Annotated in this window: 17 protein-coding genes; 14 read left to right on the top strand and 3 right to left on the bottom strand. The window is 53.3% G+C overall.

The features are described from left to right. Positions 1–41 precede the first annotated feature (41 nt). The 12 genes from IPM28_07930 (at position 42) to hydA (ending at position 12,817) form a co-directional block, all read left to right on the top strand. On the top strand, positions 42–1,520 hold the full coding sequence (locus IPM28_07930; GenBank protein MBK9172922.1) for an aldehyde dehydrogenase family protein: 1,479 nt from the start codon (positions 42–44) through the stop codon (positions 1,518–1,520). Position 1,521: 1 nt separating this feature from the next. Continuing rightward, on the top strand, positions 1,522–2,826 hold the full coding sequence (locus tag IPM28_07925) for an aspartate aminotransferase family protein (protein ID MBK9172921.1): 1,305 nt from the start codon (positions 1,522–1,524) through the stop codon (positions 2,824–2,826). Between the two features lie 11 nt (positions 2,827–2,837). Next, on the top strand, positions 2,838–4,181 hold the full coding sequence (locus tag IPM28_07920; protein ID MBK9172920.1) for a sulfatase-like hydrolase/transferase: 1,344 nt from the start codon (positions 2,838–2,840) through the stop codon (positions 4,179–4,181). Between the two features lie 28 nt (positions 4,182–4,209). After that, on the top strand, positions 4,210–5,583 hold the full coding sequence (locus IPM28_07915; GenBank protein MBK9172919.1) for a beta-lactamase family protein: 1,374 nt from the start codon (positions 4,210–4,212) through the stop codon (positions 5,581–5,583). Positions 5,584–5,618: 35 nt separating this feature from the next. Beyond that, positions 5,619–7,277, top strand: a complete 1,659-nt coding sequence (locus IPM28_07910; GenBank protein ID MBK9172918.1) for a beta-lactamase family protein — start codon at positions 5,619–5,621, stop codon at positions 7,275–7,277. A gap of 4 nt (positions 7,278–7,281) precedes the next feature. Beyond that, on the top strand, positions 7,282–7,749 hold the full coding sequence (locus IPM28_07905; protein MBK9172917.1) for a GNAT family N-acetyltransferase: 468 nt from the start codon (positions 7,282–7,284) through the stop codon (positions 7,747–7,749). Positions 7,750–7,752: 3 nt separating this feature from the next. Then, a complete protein-coding gene (locus IPM28_07900; protein ID MBK9172916.1) occupies positions 7,753–9,387 on the top strand; it encodes a beta-lactamase family protein in 1,635 nt (544 codons plus the stop codon). 103 nt (positions 9,388–9,490) lie between these two features. Then, entirely contained in the window at positions 9,491–9,691 is a 201-nt protein-coding gene (locus IPM28_07895; protein MBK9172915.1) for a hypothetical protein, read from the top strand. After that, positions 9,688–10,176, top strand: coding sequence for a hypothetical protein (locus tag IPM28_07890; protein ID MBK9172914.1), 489 nt, complete (start codon positions 9,688–9,690; stop codon positions 10,174–10,176). The genes IPM28_07895 and IPM28_07890 overlap by 4 nt, the downstream gene beginning before the upstream one ends. 49 nt (positions 10,177–10,225) lie before the next feature. Further along, complete coding sequence (locus IPM28_07885; protein MBK9172913.1) at positions 10,226–10,405, top strand: hypothetical protein; 180 nt, start codon at positions 10,226–10,228, stop codon at positions 10,403–10,405. A 140-nt stretch (positions 10,406–10,545) separates the two neighbouring features. After that, the gene (locus IPM28_07880) at positions 10,546–11,337 is read left to right on the top strand and encodes a hypothetical protein (GenBank protein ID MBK9172912.1); all 792 of its coding nucleotides are present in this window, start codon (positions 10,546–10,548) and stop codon (positions 11,335–11,337) included. Positions 11,338–11,437: 100 nt separating this feature from the next. Then, complete coding sequence (hydA, locus tag IPM28_07875; protein MBK9172911.1) at positions 11,438–12,817, top strand: dihydropyrimidinase; 1,380 nt, start codon at positions 11,438–11,440, stop codon at positions 12,815–12,817. A 142-nt stretch (positions 12,818–12,959) separates the two neighbouring features. Here hydA and IPM28_07870 read toward each other — a convergent pair whose 3' ends face one another. From IPM28_07870 to IPM28_07860, 3 genes are all read right to left on the bottom strand, one after another. Further along, complete coding sequence (locus IPM28_07870; GenBank protein ID MBK9172910.1) at positions 12,960–13,667, bottom strand: hypothetical protein; 708 nt, start codon at positions 13,665–13,667, stop codon at positions 12,960–12,962. 31 nt (positions 13,668–13,698) lie between these two features. Continuing rightward, positions 13,699–14,082 (bottom strand): argininosuccinate lyase, encoded by a 384-nt coding sequence (locus IPM28_07865; protein ID MBK9172909.1) that lies wholly within the window; start codon positions 14,080–14,082, stop codon positions 13,699–13,701. 68 nt (positions 14,083–14,150) lie between these two features. Then, complete coding sequence (locus IPM28_07860) at positions 14,151–15,041, bottom strand: hypothetical protein (GenBank protein MBK9172908.1); 891 nt, start codon at positions 15,039–15,041, stop codon at positions 14,151–14,153. 276 nt (positions 15,042–15,317) lie between these two features. Here IPM28_07860 and IPM28_07855 point away from each other — a divergent pair, with 276 nt between their 5' ends. Both IPM28_07855 and IPM28_07850 read left to right on the top strand, forming a co-directional pair. Further along, positions 15,318–15,890, top strand: coding sequence for a sigma-70 family RNA polymerase sigma factor (locus IPM28_07855; protein MBK9172907.1), 573 nt, complete (start codon positions 15,318–15,320; stop codon positions 15,888–15,890). A 43-nt stretch (positions 15,891–15,933) separates the two neighbouring features. After that, positions 15,934–18,702: a protein kinase gene (locus tag IPM28_07850; protein ID MBK9172906.1), complete on the top strand. Its 2,769-nt coding sequence runs from the start codon at positions 15,934–15,936 to the stop codon at positions 18,700–18,702. Positions 18,703–18,720 lie beyond the last annotated feature (18 nt).

The following is an 18,720-nucleotide window of genomic DNA, read 5'->3' as shown; positions in this document are numbered from 1 at the left end:
CACGATTCTAATTGTTTAACCCTCAATTATTGCAGCAATTTATGACTATATTCCGCAGCTACATCAACGGTGCATGGCTCAACTCAGCTTCGGGCAGAACATCGCTTAACATCGATCCGGCGCATACCGATGATGTTATCGGTACCATCGAACTCGCGTCGCGTGAAGAGGCTCGAAGTGCGGTCGAAGCCGCCCATGCTGCATTCAGATCGTGGAAACGCACTCCGGCACCGGCACGCGGACGGATCGTTGCTCGGGCAGCGCGATTAATGGAAGAACGCAAGGAAGAGCTTGCCGCCGCGATCACACGCGAAGAAGGGAAAACGTTGGCCGAGGCCCGCGGCGAACTGACACGCGCGATTAACGTCGTCGAGTTTTGTGCAGGCGAGTCGCGAAGAATGGTCGGTGAGACGATCCCCTCAGAACTGCCCGCTAATTTTGCATATACGATCAGGGAACCGCATGGTGTCGTTGCTGCGATCACTCCGTGGAATTTTCCGGTCGCGATCCCGGCGTGGAAGATCGCTCCCGCGTTGGTCGCAGGGAACACTGTTGTTTTCAAGCCGGCGACTCTTACGCCGATGACCGCGGTTTTGTTAACGGAAGTTTTCAACGAAGCCGGACTGCCGCCGGGCGTCTTGAATCTTGTCCTCGGTTCCGGGGGCGAAGCGGGTGATGAGATCGTCTGCCATCCTGCCGTCAAGGCGATCTCGTTCACCGGATCGACCGAGACCGGTCTGAAATTGTACGCTCAGGTCGCGCCGAGGGGCGTGAAGGTACAGGCCGAAATGGGCGGCAAGAACCCGGTCGTCGTCCTCGAAGATTGCGATATTGCTCTCGCGGTCGAATCGACTGCACAAGGTGCTTTCGGCTCGACCGGGCAACGCTGCACGGCTACGTCGCGGGCGATCGTGATCGACAAGGTCGCGGATGAGTTCGTCTCGAAAATAGTCGAACGTGCGAAGAGTTTCCGCCTTGGGCCGGGCGACGATCCGAACACGGATATCGGACCCTCGGTCGACGAAAGCCAATTCACCACCGTGTTAAAATACATCGATATAGGCCGCGAGGACGGAGCCGAATTGGTGTGCGGCGGGCGCCGTGCCGAGGGTGACGGGCTCGAAAACGGCTGGTTCGTCGAGCCGACCGTTTTCGACCGCGTGACCACCGATATGCGTATCGCGCAGGAAGAGATATTCGGCCCTGTCCTTTCGGTAATTCGTGTGAAGGACTTTGACGAGGCAATGGCGGTGGCGAACGACAGTGAATATGGCTTGTCGTCGTCTGTCTTCACGAACGATGTAAATTCGACGTACCGCTTTATTGATGAGATCGAGACCGGCATGACCCATATAAACTCACCGACCACGGGCGGCGAGGCACATATTCCGTTTGGCGGCGTCAAGCACACCGGACTCGGTGCACGCGAACAGGGCTCGACGTCGCTCGATTTTTACACCGAACTTAAGGTAGTTTACGTCGATTACACCGGCCGCAAACGCGAAGGAAACCTTTATTGAAATGGAACCACAAGAAACACGATCGACGGTGTCTGATGCCGTCCGTAAGCACAAGGAATTTCTTTTTCCGGCCGTCGCCAACTATTACCAAGAGCCGATCGCATTGGTGAAAGGCGAGGGCGAATACGTCTGGGATGACCAGGGAAACAAATACCTTGATTGTTTTGGAGGAGTGCTCACCGTAAGCATTGGTCATGCAAATCCGAGGGTCAACGCGGCGTGGAAAGAACAGGTCGATAAGATCGCACATACATCTACACTCTACGCAAACCAGCCGCAGAGCGACCTGGCAGAAAAGCTCGCAGAGATCTCGCCGGGGCGTTTGAAAAAGTCGTTCTTTACAAACAGCGGCACCGAGGCCGACGATACCGCCATTCTCGCCGCAAAGATCGCGACCGGCAACAACGAGATCATCGTACTTCGGCATAGCTATGCAGGGCGCTCGGCGACGGCACTCTCCACGATCGGGCATAAAACGTGGAAACCGATCGCGTCGCAGGTTGCGGGAATCGTTCACGCCGCTGCACCCTATTGTTATCGTTGCCCGTTCAAACTTGAGTATCCGTCGTGTGGGGTCGCTTGTGCCGACGACGTCGAGGACATTATCAATACGACAACGACCGGGAGCATTGCCGCCTTCATGGCCGAAACGATACTCGGCGTGGGTGGATTTATCATCCCGCCGAAGGAGTATTTCCCGCGTGTCGCCGAGATCGCCAGGCGTCACGGTGGCCTGTTCATTTCGGACGAAGTCCAGGCGGCCTGGGGACGCACGGGCGACCGATGGTTCGGGATCGAGCATTGGGGCGTCGAGCCGGACATCATCACATCGGCCAAAGGAATGGGCAACGGAGTGCCGATCGGTTGGACGATCGCAACACCGGAAGTCGCTGACGCTTTTCCCGGCCTGACCTTTTCAACCTTCGGCGGCAACCCGGTCTCGTCCGCCGCCGCCCTTGCGGTGATCAACGTGATCGAAGAGGACGACCTGCGGACAAACGCACGCATCGTCGGCGATCATTTCCACAACGAGTTGCTGAAACTGAAGGAAAAATACGCATGCGTCGGCGATGTTCGCGGAATGGGGCTGATGCAGGGCATCGAACTCGTAAAAGACAGAAATACAAAAGAACCAAACCCCGAAGCTGTTTTGCGCGTATTTGAAGAAACAAAGCGACAAGGCGTTCTGATCGGCAAAGGCGGCCTCTACGGCAACGTTATCCGAACCGGGATGATGCTCAATACGACGACGGACACTGTAGATCGGCTGATCGAGGCTTTAGATGCGGGATTGGCTCTTTGTTGACAACTATAATGATGAAAGTGGATCGGCGACAGTTTATTGCTGGTGCTGCGGGGATCGCCGTTGCAGGATCTCTTGCGGCGTCCCGTTCAGAGGCGGCTAGTCGACCGAACATTCTTTTTATTCTTGCCGATGATATGGGCTGGGGAGATCTGAGTTGCTATGGGCGCCCCGACTACCAGACGCCTAATCTCGATCGGCTTGCCCGACAGGGAACTCGGTTTACGAAAGCCTATTCGGCCGCACCCGTCTGCACACCGACCCGTGTGGGATTTCATACCGGCCGCTATCCGGCACGCTTGCCCGTCGGTCTGGAAGAGCCGATACATGAACGAAGTGCTATCGGCGATCGAATCAAAACCACAGGTATCCCTCGATCTCATCCGACAGTCTCGTCGCTAATTAAGGAAGCGGGTTACGAAACGGCCCTTATCGGCAAATGGCATCTTGGCTATTGGCCGGATTTCGGGCCGCTCCATTACGGGTTTGATGAGTTTTTCGGGATCATGAGCGGCGCCGTCGATCATTTTACCCACAAGGACATGAAGGCCGAATTGGACCTTTATGAAGGAAGGACACCTGTCGAGAAAGTGGGGTATATGACCGATCTGCTTTCAGATCGAGCCGTCGATTATCTCAAAAGACCCCGCAAGGATCCATTTTATCTGAGCCTTCATTACACCGCCCCACATTGGCCGTGGGAAGGCCCGAACGACCGTGCATTTAGTGACACGATTGACTATAGCTCGGCCGGATTTCGTGCTGGCGGTTCTCTCAAGATCTATGGAGAAATGATGAGGTCTCTCGATTCTGGGATCGGGCGAGTCTTGAGCGCCCTCAGATCGACCGGCCTTGAAAAGAATACGCTTGTGATCTTCACGAGCGACAACGGCGGCGAACGATTTTCGTTCAATTGGCCATTTCGCGGTCAGAAAATGGAACTATACGAAGGAGGTATTCGTGTTCCGGCGATAGTTCGATGGCCGGGCGTAACGAACCGGGGCACTGTTTCCGATCAGCCAGTTATCACGATGGATTGGACGGCTACGATGATCGCGGCGGCAGGATCGCGGCCCGATGCTAATTTTCCGTTGGATGGCGAGGATCTTTTACCAGTGCTCCGCGGAACAGTGCCGAACCACGACCGGAGATTTTTTTGGCGAACAAAATCACAAGGCGGAATGCTCAACGGTAAATGGAAATATATCCGCGATGCAAAGAATGAATATTTGTATGATCTGTCGGTCGACGAACGCGAGCAATCGGACTTTAAACTGAAGCACCCGGGGATCCTCAACGACGCGAGACGCGAATTTGGCGCATGGGAGTCGGGGATGGCGAAGTATCCCGCAGCGTGATCTGCGATAGAAATTCAAAGAAATTCATATGATGAGATACGTACTGACCGCAGTATTCGTTTTTTCACAAGTGCTGACCATCGCCGCGCAGTCCGAAACAGACGTCGACGAGTTTGTAAAGCAGCAAATGGAACGCGAAAAGATCCCGGGCGTTTCTCTGGCCGTGATAAAGGACGGCAAGCCGATGATCGTAAAGGGCTATGGTCTCGCAAATGTTGAGCATAATGTCCCGGTCAAGCCCGAGACGATCTTTCAGTCGGGCTCGGTCGGCAAACAGTTTACTGCCTTTGCCGTGATGCTTTTGGTCGACGAAGGAAAGATAGGCCTCGATGAGAAGATCGGCAAATACCTTGGTGAGGTGCCGCCAAGTTGGGCGAACATCACTGTCCGAAATCTGCTGACGCATACTAGCGGAATGGGAGACTATCCGCAGAAATTCGATTTCCGCAAAGACTACACTGAGGACGACCTCCTTAAGATCATCAAGGAAACCCCCTTAGGCTTTGCTCCCGGTGAAAAGTGGCAATACAGCAATTTTGGATTCGTAACGCTGGGAATTCTGATCAGAAAAGTCTCGGGTAAGTTTTATGGCGATTTCCTCGCGGAGCGCGTTTTCAAGCCGCTCGGGATGACAACGGCTCGCGTTATCAGCGAATACGATATCGTTGCAAATCGGGCTGCAGGGTACGAACTCAGAAATGGCGAGGTCAAAAATCAAGCGTGGGTGTCGCCGGCGCTCAACACCACTGCCGACGGCGCACTATATCTTTCTGTACTTGACATGATCAAGTGGGAAGCGTGCCTGGCAGAGCGCAAACTTCTCAGTGAGCGATCATACAAACAAATGTGGACGCCTGTTCGTCTAAATAATGGCAAGAAAGAGCGTTACGGATTTGGTTGGGCACTTCGGACTGTCAATGGTCAGGGCGTGATCGAGCATGGCGGTGCCTGGCAGGGATTCAAGTCTTTTATCGCGAGGTACCCGTCGGCAAAGTTGACGGTCATCGCGTTCGCCAACTCGTCCAACACGAACCCGGCCCGTTTGGCCAACGGTGTTGCGGAGGTCATCGACCCGCAGCTAAAGCCTAAGCCGATCGCGGACGCAGAACCTGCATTCACAGCTGATATGCGCCGAGCGCTCGAGGATGTTCTCAAGGGAAAGGTCGATGAGAAGCGATTTACGCCCCGTGTGCGTCAAGCCCTTTCCGATCCGAATGATCGTCTGATCGCTCACCTCAAAACGCTTGGCGGGATACTAAAATTTGAACTTCTCGAAAAGACCGATATGGGCGATGAAATGCTCTATCGGTATAACGTCGAGTTTCAGAGCATGACCGTAGTACTGGAACTTGGTCGTGATCAACAGGGAAGGATCGGCCATTTTGAACTCCAGCCGGAATAACAAGATTGATCGGATCTACTTGTCCAGGTGAATTTATGAGGTATTTCTTTGGTAAAACGATCGCGGCAGTGATCTTGCTGGTTGCAGGCACCGGGTTTGGCCAGCTACTCGAAAAAGACAAGGTCACATCAGCCGCTGAACGAGCATTTGAAAAGGTCGCAAAGTCGGTCGTGATGCCTGCTCCGGGCTGCGCGGTCGGGGTTTCGCTGAATGGAGAATCCGTTTTCGAAAAGGCGTTTGGGCTGGCTGAAATGGAGCACAGTATTGCAAATACCCCACAGACCATTTTCGAATCGGGCTCTGTTGCGAAGCAGTTCACCGCGGCGGCTCTTGTTCTGCTGCAGCAGGACGGGAAGCTGAGTATCGACGATCCTGTCAGGAAATATGTCCCTGAACTGCCGGACTACGGAGCTCCCCTTACCATCCGGCATCTGCTCAATCACACAGCAGGGCTGCGGGATTGGTTTGCGGTGAGGGCGTTGAGCGGGGAAGGCGCGGGCCAGCATATAGTCACGCAGCAGATGATCTTTGATACGGTGGTGCGGCAAAAGGGGCTGGATTTTATGCCCGGGGCCGAGTATTCGTATTCGAACAGCGGCTATCAGCTGGCGGCGATGATCGTCGAGCGTGTTTCCAAGCAAAAATTACCCGAGTTCGTCACTGAGCGTATTTTGAAGCCGGTCGGAATGAAGAGCACCGGTTACCGCGACGATTTTCAACGGATCGTACCCGGCCGGGCACAGGCCTATGCAAAGAGTGGTGATGGCCCTTGGCGACTGAGCATGCCGATGATGACCGCCCACGGCGGCGGCGGAATGCTGACGACCATCGGTGATTGGCTTAAATGGAATGCGATGCTCGATGCAAAAACGTGGAACGCTTCGCTCGCCGATTCGCTTGAAACGCAGGGCGTTCTGAACAACGGACAAAAGATCAGCTACGCGCTCGGCCTTGGTATCAATTCGTATAAAGGCAACAAACAAGTCGCTCACAGCGGAGGGACGGCAGGTTACAGGACTTTTCTTGCGCGTTTTCCCGATAAAAAGCTCTCGATCGCGGTGCTGTGCAATGGAACAGCGCCGGATTCGACGGCCCTTGCGAACAGCATCGCTGACGAGATCCTCGGCCCCTTTCCCGAACCTCCGGCCGCCGCCAGTGCAGAAAACCTGCCGATCCAGCAGCCTGAGAGATATGTCGGGCTCTGGAAGAACGAACGGAATAAGACAGCAACGCGATTTACCCTGAACAATGGCGAATTGCGCGCGGGTGCTACGCCTGTGCGTGCGATGCCCGACGGATCAATGATGATCGGTTCGAATAAGATCGTCTTCATCAACGATAGCGCTGGAAAACCGGTCTCTTTCGACGCGATAACCAACGGCGACAGCATCCGCTTCACCGCAGAAGCCGAGTGGCAGCCGTCGGCGGCTGATCTGGCCGGATTCGCCGGCGACTGGTACAGCGACGATGCCGAAGCAACTGTCAGGTTCGAGGCCGAGGGCTCAAACGCGTTTTTGTCGATCAAAAATTCGCCGCGAATAGCGCTAAGGCCGTTATACAAGGACTGCTTTGCTGGTTCGGGCCAGATCGTATGGTTTGACCGCGATCCGTCGGGAAAGGTTGTGAGGATGCATATAGGCGAAGGCCGCATGCGAGATATGCCTTTTGTTCGTGCGACAAGAAAGGATCCGTGAACTTATGGACGTAACGGTCAGAACAGCCGAAGTTGCCGATCTGGAAATACTCCTTGACTTTGAACAGGGAGTGATCGAGGCCGAGCGGCCATTTGATGAGACTCTGAAGCCAGAGAGCATCCGTTATTACGATATGGCGGCAATGCTCGCGGCACCGCACATTCGGGTAGTGGTGGCCGAGTTTGATGGTCAGGTCGTTGGCTCGGGTTATGCTCGCATCGAGGATTCGAAACCGTATCTGGATCATGAACAACACGCGTACATGGGCTTCATGTTCACCGTTCCAGAACATCGCGGCAAAGGTGTGAACCAAAAGATCATCAAGGAACTTGAACGATGGTCGGTTTCAAACGGCGTGACCGAGATGAGACTTGAGGTCTATGTGGACAATGTCTCAGCGATTCGGGCGTATGAAAAGATCGGATATTCGGCGAGCATTTCAAAGATGCGGAAGCGTATTTCAGAGGATTAGCTTATGAAACAGTCGATAACTTTCGTCTTTATACTGGTGTTTAGTTTGGGTCTGTATGCACAGGTACCTGACAGAGCAAAGGTCATCGCCGGAGCGGAGCGGGCCTTTGACAAGGCCGCAAAGACCAATCCGATGCCGGCTCCGGGCTGTGCGGTTGGCGTTTCGCTTAACGGTGAGAGCGTTTTTGAAAAGGCGTTTGGGATGGCTGAGTTGGAGCACGGCATCGCGAACACGCCGCAGACGATCTTTGAATCGGGTTCCGTTGCGAAGCAATTCACTGCCGCGGCTCTCATTTTGCTGCAGCAGGACGGGAAACTTAATATCGACGATCCTGTGCGTAAGTACATCCCCGAATTTCCCGAATATGAAAAACCGATAACTATCCGGCACATCCTTACGCACACAGCGGGCCTTCGCGATTGGGGCTCGGTAATGCAATTGACCGGTGTCGGGCGTGGTGACCGTGTAATAAACCAGGCGGTTGCTCTGGATGTTATCTATAGGCAGAAACATCTTGATTTCGTTCCGGGAGCCGAGTATTCCTATTCGAATAGCGGCTATCAGCTCGCGGCCGAGATCGTCGAGCGTGTGTCGAAGCAGAAGTTTGGCGATTTTGTCGGTGAGCGGATATTCAAGCCGCTGGGCATGACAAAAAGCTCTTGGCGTGACAACTATCAACGCATCGTCCCGGGCCGTGCTCAGGCGTACTCGAAAGCCGGCCCGACCGCTCCGTGGATGCTGAACATGCCGTTCATGAACGTCGTCGGGAACGGCGGAATGCTGACGACCGTCGGCGATTGGCTGAAATGGAACGCCGCTCTCGACGCGAAGACCTTCGGCGAGCCGTTTGTCAACGCACTCGAAACACAAGCCGTCCTGAATGACGGGCGTAAGATCAGTTATGCGCTGGGTGTCGTCGTTGACAGCTACAGGGGAATCAAGGAAGTAACGCATAGTGGCGGAACTGCGGGATATCAGACATATCTCGCCAGATTCCCTGAGAAGAAAGTATCGGTGGCCGCTCTTTGTAACGGGTTTCCGCCTTCATCGGGCGAGATCGTATATAGCGTGGTCGACGAGATCTTTGGGCCGTTCCCCGAGCCCTCGAAGGTGGAGGGCGTGCCCGTACCCGAAGGGCGACTTAAGAAGTACGCGGGCATCTGGAAAAACGATATCACTAGGAACGTTAACCCGATCACGCTCGATAAAGGCGAACTAAAGCTTGGCAACACGGCATTGAAACCTGTGGCTGACGGATCTTTCATGCTCGGGGACCGCAAGATGAAGTTCACCGACGGCAGTCCGGCGACCGCAGTCATTAACAACCCAGACGGTTCCGTCACACGCCTTACTCTCGTAACCGGCTGGACGCCATCCGCCGCTGACCTAGCCACTTTCGCAGGTGATTGGTACAGTGAAGAAGCTCAGGCTACGCTGACCTTTTCGGTCGACGGTGACAAGGCATTCATCATCCAGCGACCGATCACACGTCTTGCGCTCAGGCCGATCTACAAAGACCATTTCGCGACCCAGGGCTTCGTCGTCTGGGTAACGCGGGACGCGAAGGGTAATATCGAAAAATTACATGTTGGCGGTTCAAGAATGAGAGATATGCTTTTTGAGCGAGTCCGGAAGTGATCCCGAGCGGAGACTGAGAGAGCATCGGCGGGAAGTCGCTGGAAGATTGATCGAGGCATCATTTCAAGCTTTCCAACATGTGGTCTTGGGTTAAAATGTACGTATGAGAACGCCTGAAGAAAAACTGCTGAACCCGCGTCCGGGAAGCAAGATCGCTGAGGCGAGGGACTTTGGCATTGACCTCACTCTGATCGTCGGGAAACTTAGAAAGACTCCGCAACAGCGTATCGATGACCTTCAATCGGCAATGAGGTTTCATGTCGAACTGGACAAAGCGAGAGAAGCACGGCTTCTGAAGAAATGATCGAGCTCAAAGACGCAATTACGGCACTCGTCGATAATGATGTCGAATTCGTTCTCATTGGCGGCGTAGCCATCACGCTTCATTCTTCGGCGTATGTGACCGAGGATCTCGATCTTTGCTATTCGAGGACCAATATTAACCTTGTTAAGCTGTGTGCGGCGCTTGGCCGGTTCAAACCGCGTGCGAGAGGTATTCCTGACGAACTGCCTTTTATCTTCGACGAAAGCACGCTTCGAAACGGTACGAATTTTACTTTCAGCACGACAATCGGCGATATAGATCTGTTGGCAGAGGTTGCGGGTGTCGGCGACTATACTGTGGCGAGAGAAAAGTCGGTCGATTTTACAATTTACGACCGGGTTGTCAAGGTGCTGTCCCTGGATGCTTTGATCGCTGCCAAGCAAGCGGCCAACCGACCAAAGGATCAACTTGTTCTACCAGAACTATTGGCGCTGCGCGAAGCACTCGACCCTAACAGTGAGTAGGGACCGTTAACGTTTTTGGCTTTCACTCCGTTACAGGACAAAATTGAAATTGAAAACACTGATCAAAAACGGACGTGTCGTTACTGCGGTGGACGGCTATTTTGCCGACATCTTTATCGACGCCGACCTCGCCTACGGCAATGACACCCCACTTTACGGAGCAATGGGGTTCGTCCGTAAATCTCAGAAAGAGTCGGGTCTAACGCGGAAGAAGAAGTCGTCACATTAAACACAATCGTCGGGGACATTCGCTGTAACTTATACAACTACGCTGTCGACCCCGGCAAACTCGCCGCCTGGATCTCAGCCAGCCACGTCGAGAAAGCACCGAAGAAAAAAGGCGCCAGCACCGTAGGAGGAAACAAAACCATGTCAATATTCGGTTTGGAGGAAGATGAGAAGGATGTTCCATTGGACGAAAAGCCCGGTGGGGTAATTGCCCCGAAATCTAAGGCTATCGGAATAACGGTACTTCTTGTAATTGGGTTAGGAATCGGCGGCGGCCTTTTAGGCAGCCTTTTAGGCAAATTTCAGGCATATCGTGAGCGAGGTAGAAATAACTTCTATTTTTCACAAGATTCTCGAACTCTCGACACATCCAAAGTTTTAAAACCAAGTCTAGATTTTGTTAAGCTTTCCCTTCCATTGAACGGTAGCGTAGAAGTCCCGGCGGAATGGTACAGAGCGGAACAAAGTGGCCGCGTAATAGGGACGGTCGGTGAGAGTAATCTAGACATGGCGGCGGTGTTAATAACATCGGCAAATCAGAATATTTTTTGGGCTAAGTCCGCACCCCGGATGCCGTTTGCAACAACGGAAGTTGCTGCACAAACCTCACCGGGGAATTCTGACGAGATCATGACGTCTTCAACGGCCGATCTTGAAAAGATTCTCAACTACGCAATTGACGGTCTGAAACAACAATATTCGACGAACGCGAAAGTTCAAACGTCCCGATGGGAGCGGATTGGGTCTCATCCGGCATATAGGATCCAACTCAACGTCCAGGGACCTCAAGGACTGAATATTATTGTTAGGGTTACCAGAGTCTTTGTGGGCGTAAGTATGTTTACTTTTGCACATGCATACCCAGAGTCCGAATCGAACGATTGGCGACCGGTGATCGATTACATAGACAATACTATACAGTTCGGAGAATGATGAAATATCGCGAAATACACGAGCCGTCGTCTCCACACTTCACTCAACGCTAGAATAGGACAACGACATTCCACTAGGGTTAACAGAAAAGGCAAAGACGATGAAAACACTAATTAAAAACGGCCGCGTCGTCACAGCGGTTGACGACTATCACGCTGACATTTTCATCGACGGCGAGACCGTGACGACGATAGGGAAGTCACTCGATATGGAAGCCGATCTCGTCATCGATGCGTCCGGGAAACTCGTGATCCCCGGCGGGATCGATCCGCATACGCATATGGAGCTGCCGTTTGGCGGGACCTCGTCGAGCGATGATTTTTTTACGGGAACGCGGGCGGCGGCGTTTGGCGGGACGACGACGATCATCGATTTTGCGGTGCAGAACAAAGGCGAGTCGTTGACACAGGGTATCGATAACTGGCATGCAAAAGCGAACGGAAAATGCACGATCGATTACGGCTTTCATTTGATAACAACCGAGTTCGAAGACGGCGATGAAGCCGAAATGTATCGGGTCATGGATTCCGGCGTGACAAGCTTCAAGCTATTTATGGCGTATCCCGGGGTTTTTCTCGCGGACGACGCGACGATCTTTCGCGCGATGTCGGCGGCCGGTGACCGAGGCGGCCTGATCTGCATGCACGCCGAGAACGGGGTCGTCATCAACGAGATAATCAAGCGTTTTCTTGCCGATGGACGAACCGCACCGAAATATCACGCGCTTACTAGGCCGACAATAGCCGAGGCCGAGGGTGTCCATCGCGCGATCGCGATCGCCGAAATGGCCGAGTCGCCGGTCTATATCGTTCACCTTTCGTGTACCGATGCGCTGAATCAGGTGCGACAGGCGCGCGACCGCGGCATTGCGGCGTTTGCCGAAACATGCCCACAGTATCTTTTTCATTCGATCGAAGATTACGGTGACGATTGGGAAGGTGCGAAGTTCGTGATGACGCCGCCGCTGCGCGAGAAGCACAACTGTGCCGAGCTGTGGAAAGGCCTCAAGATGGACGACCTACAGGTGATCTCGACCGATCATTGCCCGTTCTGCATGAAAGAGCAAAAGGAACTCGGTCTAGGCGATTTTTCCAAGATCCCGAACGGCGCACCCGGTGTCGAGAATCGGCTCGCTCTGATCTATAACGGCGGTGTGGTCGAGAACCGCATTTCGCTTAATCGCTTTGTCGAGCTGACATCGACAGCGGCGGCAAAGATGTTCGGGATGTTCCCAAAAAAGGGGACGATCGCGGTTGGCTCGGATGCTGATATCGTCATCTTCGATCCGGATGGCGAGACGACCTTCGGCGTCGAGAATGAACACATGAACGTCGATTATTCCTCATACGAAGGCTGGAAGATCAAGGGCAAGGTCGAGACCGTCCTCTCACGCGGCAGTGTTGTGATCGAGAACGGCGAGCACAAAGGCAAAGCCGGCGACGGGCAGTTCCTCAAACGCGGCGAGTGTGTGAGAAACTGAAAAAAAACGCGGCGGCTTTGGGATATCTCCCAGAGCCGCCACGTTCACAAGGCTGATCCATCTTTTCCGGCGGGCCGCTGATTGGCGGCGCGTGACAGGAATTTCCCGGAATGGATCGCCCGCTTAACCCATCTAGACCATACTACTCTCCGGTATCGCTCCACATTTCAAAGCTTCCCCAGATCGAATCGATGATCGACTCATTGGCGGCGAACCGGCCCTCTTCGGTGCCAAGGATCATCACGTAATTGTCCGTGATATCGGTTCCGACAAGGATCCTCAACTTACCTTTCTCGCCATTAGCATTGACGGTCGTCGCGTCAGCGACGGCATAGTCGTCACTTTCGGCTTTGAGCGCGCCGGGCGTAACCTTTTGACCGAGGCCTTCGAGGAACTCGACCGCATCGCTGAGAAGGTCCTCTTTCGTAAGGGTCTTGTCCTTGTAGGCTAGGACAAAGACATCGATCTCCGAAGGAGCGGGCGTTGTGACGGCCATAACGTCGATACCCTCGATGGTTTCGCTCTGTCCCTGCGAACCCTCAGGTACCGAGAATCCGTAGCCTTTGACATCGTCATAAACGTATATCCAGTTGGACGGGATCGGATTCTTCTTTGCTGACTTGGCTTTGCCTTCCGGTTTGGCTTCATTTTTCAGCGTCGGCTTCGCCGTGCTGTCAGATTTAGCCGTAGTTGTCCCCGATTTGCTGTTCGCATTGGAAGCATTCGAGTTGGCAGTGTTAGCGGGCTTTGCCGTGCTCGTATTGTCGCCGGTGCCTACTGAAAATGAACATCCGATCATCGACGTTCCGAGCACCGAAACCGCGATCGCGGTCAAAAGTCTTGATTTCATAATTTCTCCTTGGTGTTTTTGTTCGCGATCGTTATTCAACGATCGCCGTTGGTTTTCGATTCTTGTAATAAAGTGTGACCTTCGATATTTCGAGCAGGTTCAGTTTTTCCCATTCGATGAAGTTTCCGTCGCTGTCTTCGACACGAAGGTCCCAGAGCTTTGCACGCTCCTTTCGGGAAAACGTGATCTCGAGTTCCTCGTTGCTCAGCAGCGTGTCCGCGCCAAGTATGTCTTCGCCCCATTCGTCGGCATTGTGTGGCGTGACGTAAAGCGCATAGATCTCGACACCGGTCCGGTTGACCAGTATGAAGTCCTGTGCGCCCTGAGCCGCGACGTCAACTGTGGTTATTCCCGGAAAGTAGAAAAGACCGAGCGTGAACAATGCGGCCAAGACAAGAGTCTTAATGTTTCTCATAATATTTCTCCTCTTTAGTTGATTTGTTTTGAACTGTTTGATTCCCGATCGGGGAAGCAAGGCAGAACCTATTGCCTTACCCAAACGACGCCGTCAGACCAGGTGATGCGATTTCCATCGGCCGAGAGCGTTCCGTTCTTAGTAGCAAAGTCGAGAGCTCGTATGCTGTTGCCCTGTATCGTCCCGCGAGATCGGGTCGTACCGCCGGGCCTTGCATCCTGTATGGTCAATGTCGAGTCGATGTGTCCGATATTCCACACGTACGGCGACCTCGTGCCGTCGTCGTAATAGCCGACCCATACACCGTTCAGGTCGGGTGCCTTCGCGGCCTTTACCCAAACGACACCGTCCGACCATGATATCCGTGTGCCGTCAGCTGAAAGCGTCCCATTCTGTGTAGCAAAATCCAGCGCCCGCACCGAGTTTCCCTGAACCGTTCCGCGAGATTTCGTCGAACTGTTCTTTGTGTCGGTGATCGCGAGATTACTGCCGTTTTGAGTGATCCGCCAGACATATGGCGATCGGGTTCCGTCGTCGTAATAACCGATCCAGTTGCCGGCCATATCAGGGATCGCATTGTCGAAGATCGCGGTTGCCTTGCCATTTTTGTAATAGAGCGTGACCTTTGAGATCGCCCGAAGATCGAGGTTCTCCCATTCGATATAGGTGCCCTCGTCGTCCTCGACCCTCAGGTCCCAAAGCTTCGCGGTCTCTTTACGAGAAAAGACGATGCCGATCTCGTCATTTGAAGGAAGTACGTCGGCTCCCAGAATGTCTTCGCCCCATTCCTTCGAGCTGTGGGGGGTCACATAAAGCGCCGAGATCACTACACCGGTTTTGTTGACCACGACGATGGTCTTTGAGCTTTGGGCCGACACCTCGGTGGTTAAGAAGCCCGGAATACAAAGCAAAATGCCAATTAAAAACGTCAGAACGGCGACCGACCTTGTTGATTTCATCTATTTCTCCATTAACTTCAGTTCTGTTGATCGAAAACCTGTTCGAGCCGTGATCGTTCGATCAGCCACGGTTTCGTTTCATGCAAACCCACATTTTTCGACCCGTGCGTGGAAATACCTGCTGATCGAGGGAAGAGACATTCGATCGGGAGCTCAAAAGTTATTCTCTGAACATATAAACGGGAATTTTTGTGGAAAGGTGTAACGCTCGCGGCAATTTTATTTTTCCGGGTTAAGTTTTATACTCAAGTCGCAGCTATCACATCCTTACGATTTATGCTTGAAAGCAGTACGCAGCAGATCACGGCTCTTCTGATCGATTGGAGCAAGGGAGATCAAGTTGCGCTTGAGCACCTGATGCCGCTCGTTTATGACGAACTTCGTCAAATGGCACGCAGATACATGCGCCAGCAACCCTCTGGACACACGTTTCAGACGACCGAGCTTATCCATGAGGCCTACCTCAAACTCGCGAAACAGAATGATAATGACTGGATGAATCGGGCACACTTCTTTGGCGTTGCAGCAACGGCCATGCGCCACATTCTGGTCGATTACGCCCGATCCAAACACAGCCAGAAACGAGGCGGATGGCAAGAACGGGTGACACTGACCGACGCGGCATCACTCGCTAACAGCCAGACGACCGACATTGTCGCTCTTGACGACGCACTGAATACGCTGGCGGCCATGGATGAACGCAAGAGCCGCGTCGTCGAATTGAAATATTTTGGCGGCCTGACTACCGACGAGATCGCCGAAGTGCTGAAGATGTCGTCCGAAACGGTCAAGCGTGATTGGCGTTTTGCTCGCACGTGGCTGCTGCGTGAATTGAGCAAAGCAAATTAGATCGTCCGAACAAAGATGCCCGCGATACTTAAGGCTTAGCTCAATGGACCCTGAAAGACTAGAAAAGGTCGAGGCGATCTTTCATGCTGCCCTTGATTTGGAGCCCGCTCCGCGGGCCGCGTTTCTCGACGATGCTTGCGGCGATGACATCAAAATCCGGGCCGAGGTCGAATCGCTGCTCGCCTTCGACGAGACCAGGGACGACTTTCTCAACGAACCGCCGCTATCGCTCGCCGCCGAACTGTTCTCGAATGGTGTAAAGCAAAAACCGATGATCGGCCGAACGATCGGCCATTACACGATCGAAAGCTTGCTGGGAGTTGGCGGCATGGGCGAAGTTTACCTTGCGGAGGACGCAAGGCTCGGCCGCAAGGTCGCTCTCAAGCTGCTTCCCGAAGAATTCGTTGACGACAAAGATCGATTAAGCAGATTCGTACTTGAAGCAAAGGCAATATCCGCCCTAAATCATCCGAACATTATTACCATCCACGAGATCGGCGAAGCGGACGGAACGCACTTCATCGCAACAGAATTCATAAATGGAAAGACACTCAAGGAACTCTTGACGTTGAGTAGGGTGGACCTGCGAACATCGATCGACATTGCGATCCAGATCGCGTCAGCCCTCGATGAAGCGCATTCCGCAGGCATTATTCATCGCGACATAAAACCTGACAACATAATGATCCGCCCAAGCGGGCTGGTAAAGATCCTGGATTTTGGAATTGCGAAGCTGACCGAATCGGCGGCAGACCCATTTGTATCTGCTTCATCGAAAGCGGTCAAACGCGGTGATACTCAACCAGGCGTGATCGTTGGAACCGCCGACTACATGTCACCTGAGCAGGCCAAAGGAGGCCGCGTTGACACGCGGTCGGATATTTTTAGTTTCGGCTCAGTAATGTACGAGATGATCTCGGGGAAGAAGGCTTTCGCCAGCGAAAACGCGATCGAGACGATCGGATTGATACTTAAAAAGGACGCCGCTCCGCTCGAGATCGTTGCCGCTGAGGTCCCGCCAGTCGTCGCCTCGATCGTCGACAGGTGTTTGCTGAAGAACATTGATGATCGATACCAGTCGATCAACGATGTCCTGACCGATCTTAAAAGCGTGCGGCGCCGGTTGGATCTCGACGAGGTCGGAACAGATCTTGCGACCGATCCGCGACGATCCGTTACCGATCCGTCAAGATCGAAAACCGCCGATGGTTCGATTCGAACCATCGATACGTCCACGGCTCGTTTAGCTGGGGTGCCGGATGAAGACAACACGGCAGTCCGAGGTCGATCGCAAACTTCGACGTCAGTTCATTTTATTCGCCGACACGTCCTTATGGTTGCCGCGGTCGTTTTCGGTCTCGCTGCGGTCGGCGGGATCCTCGGATACTACTTCATTTCCGAATCCGAACAGATCCGCTCGATCGCCGTCATGCCGTTTGTGAACCAGAGCGGCGACGCGAATGTTGATTACCTTTCTGACGGGTTGACCGACAATCTCATCAGCAGCCTTTCGATGATCCCTAAATTGTCCGTAAAAGCGCGAAGCACCGTATTTACATACAAAGGGAAGGAAAATCTGCCAAAGCGTATCGGGGAAGAGTTGAATGTCGAGGCCGTATTGATGGGCAATCTGGCAAAGTCCGGTGACGATCTGAAGATCAGTCTTGAGTTGGTCAATGCAGCGACACAGGACGTTCTGTGGTCAGCCAGCTACTCGCGAAAGATGAATGACCTCGTCACACTTCAGCGCGAGATCGCCCGTGATGTCTCGGCCCGGCTAAGGCCGCAACTCTCGTCCGAAGTGCAAAAAAGTGTTGCAAAAAATTACACATCGAACGCCGAGGCTCAGCAGCTCTACCTCAAAGGACGGTTCCACTGGAACAAACGAACGATCAAGAGTATCGAACGCGCGGCAGGCTACTTTAAGCAAGCCATCGGGACCGACAGTGAGTTTGCACTCGCACATGCAGGCCTGGCCGATGCGCTTGCGTTGATGCCCTTATACGACAATTTAAGGCCGAGCGAATATAAACCGCTGGCTAAACAGTCAGCCCTCAGGGCCCTCGAACTTGATCCAAACCTTGCGGAAGCTCATGCGTCACTCGGTTACATAATAAACACCTACGAATTTGATTGGGGATCGGCGGAGCGCGAATACAAGAATGCGATCCGGCTAAATCCAAACTATGCGACCGCTCATCAGTGGTACGCTGAGTTCCTTGCATGTATAGGAAGGAACGATGAAGCTCTTTCCGAGATCTCGACCGCACTTGAACTCGATCCGCTGTCTTTGGTGATCAATCGGATGATGGGCAATATCCTTGGCTTTGCAGGCAGGCCCGATGAAGCTCTGGCACAGCTTAAACGGACAGTTGACCTTTATCCTGAAAGCCCGCGGGTCAGATACAACCTCGGTGACGCTTTCGCTACTTTAAAGATGTATCCCGAAGCCGTTGAACAGTATTTGGCCGCATTCGAATTGGATGGAAAAAATGAGCAAATGATCGGTGAATACAGATCGGCTTTTGTCAAAAAAGGCTGGGAGGGCTTCTGGGATCACCATTTGAAGACAGTGTTGTCAAATCGACAAACCGCACTGGATCGCGACCCAAAAGCATATGTCGCTAATGCGAACATTGCATTCGCATACGCAGCGGCGAACGATGCCGACAGAGCGATCGAATTTCTAAATAAGGCCTACGAAGAGCGCGAACCGGACATCCTGACCATAAAATCGACTGACGCTTACAGGTTTTTACACGGCGACCAGCGGTTCAAGGATCTGCTCAGAAAGATCGGTCTGCCTGAATAAAGGATCGATCGTTGGCGA

It is taken from the genome of Chloracidobacterium sp. (assembly GCA_016716305.1).
GTDB lineage: Bacteria > Acidobacteriota > Blastocatellia > Pyrinomonadales > Pyrinomonadaceae > OLB17.
This window is presented reverse-complemented; position numbering and strand designations above follow the sequence as displayed.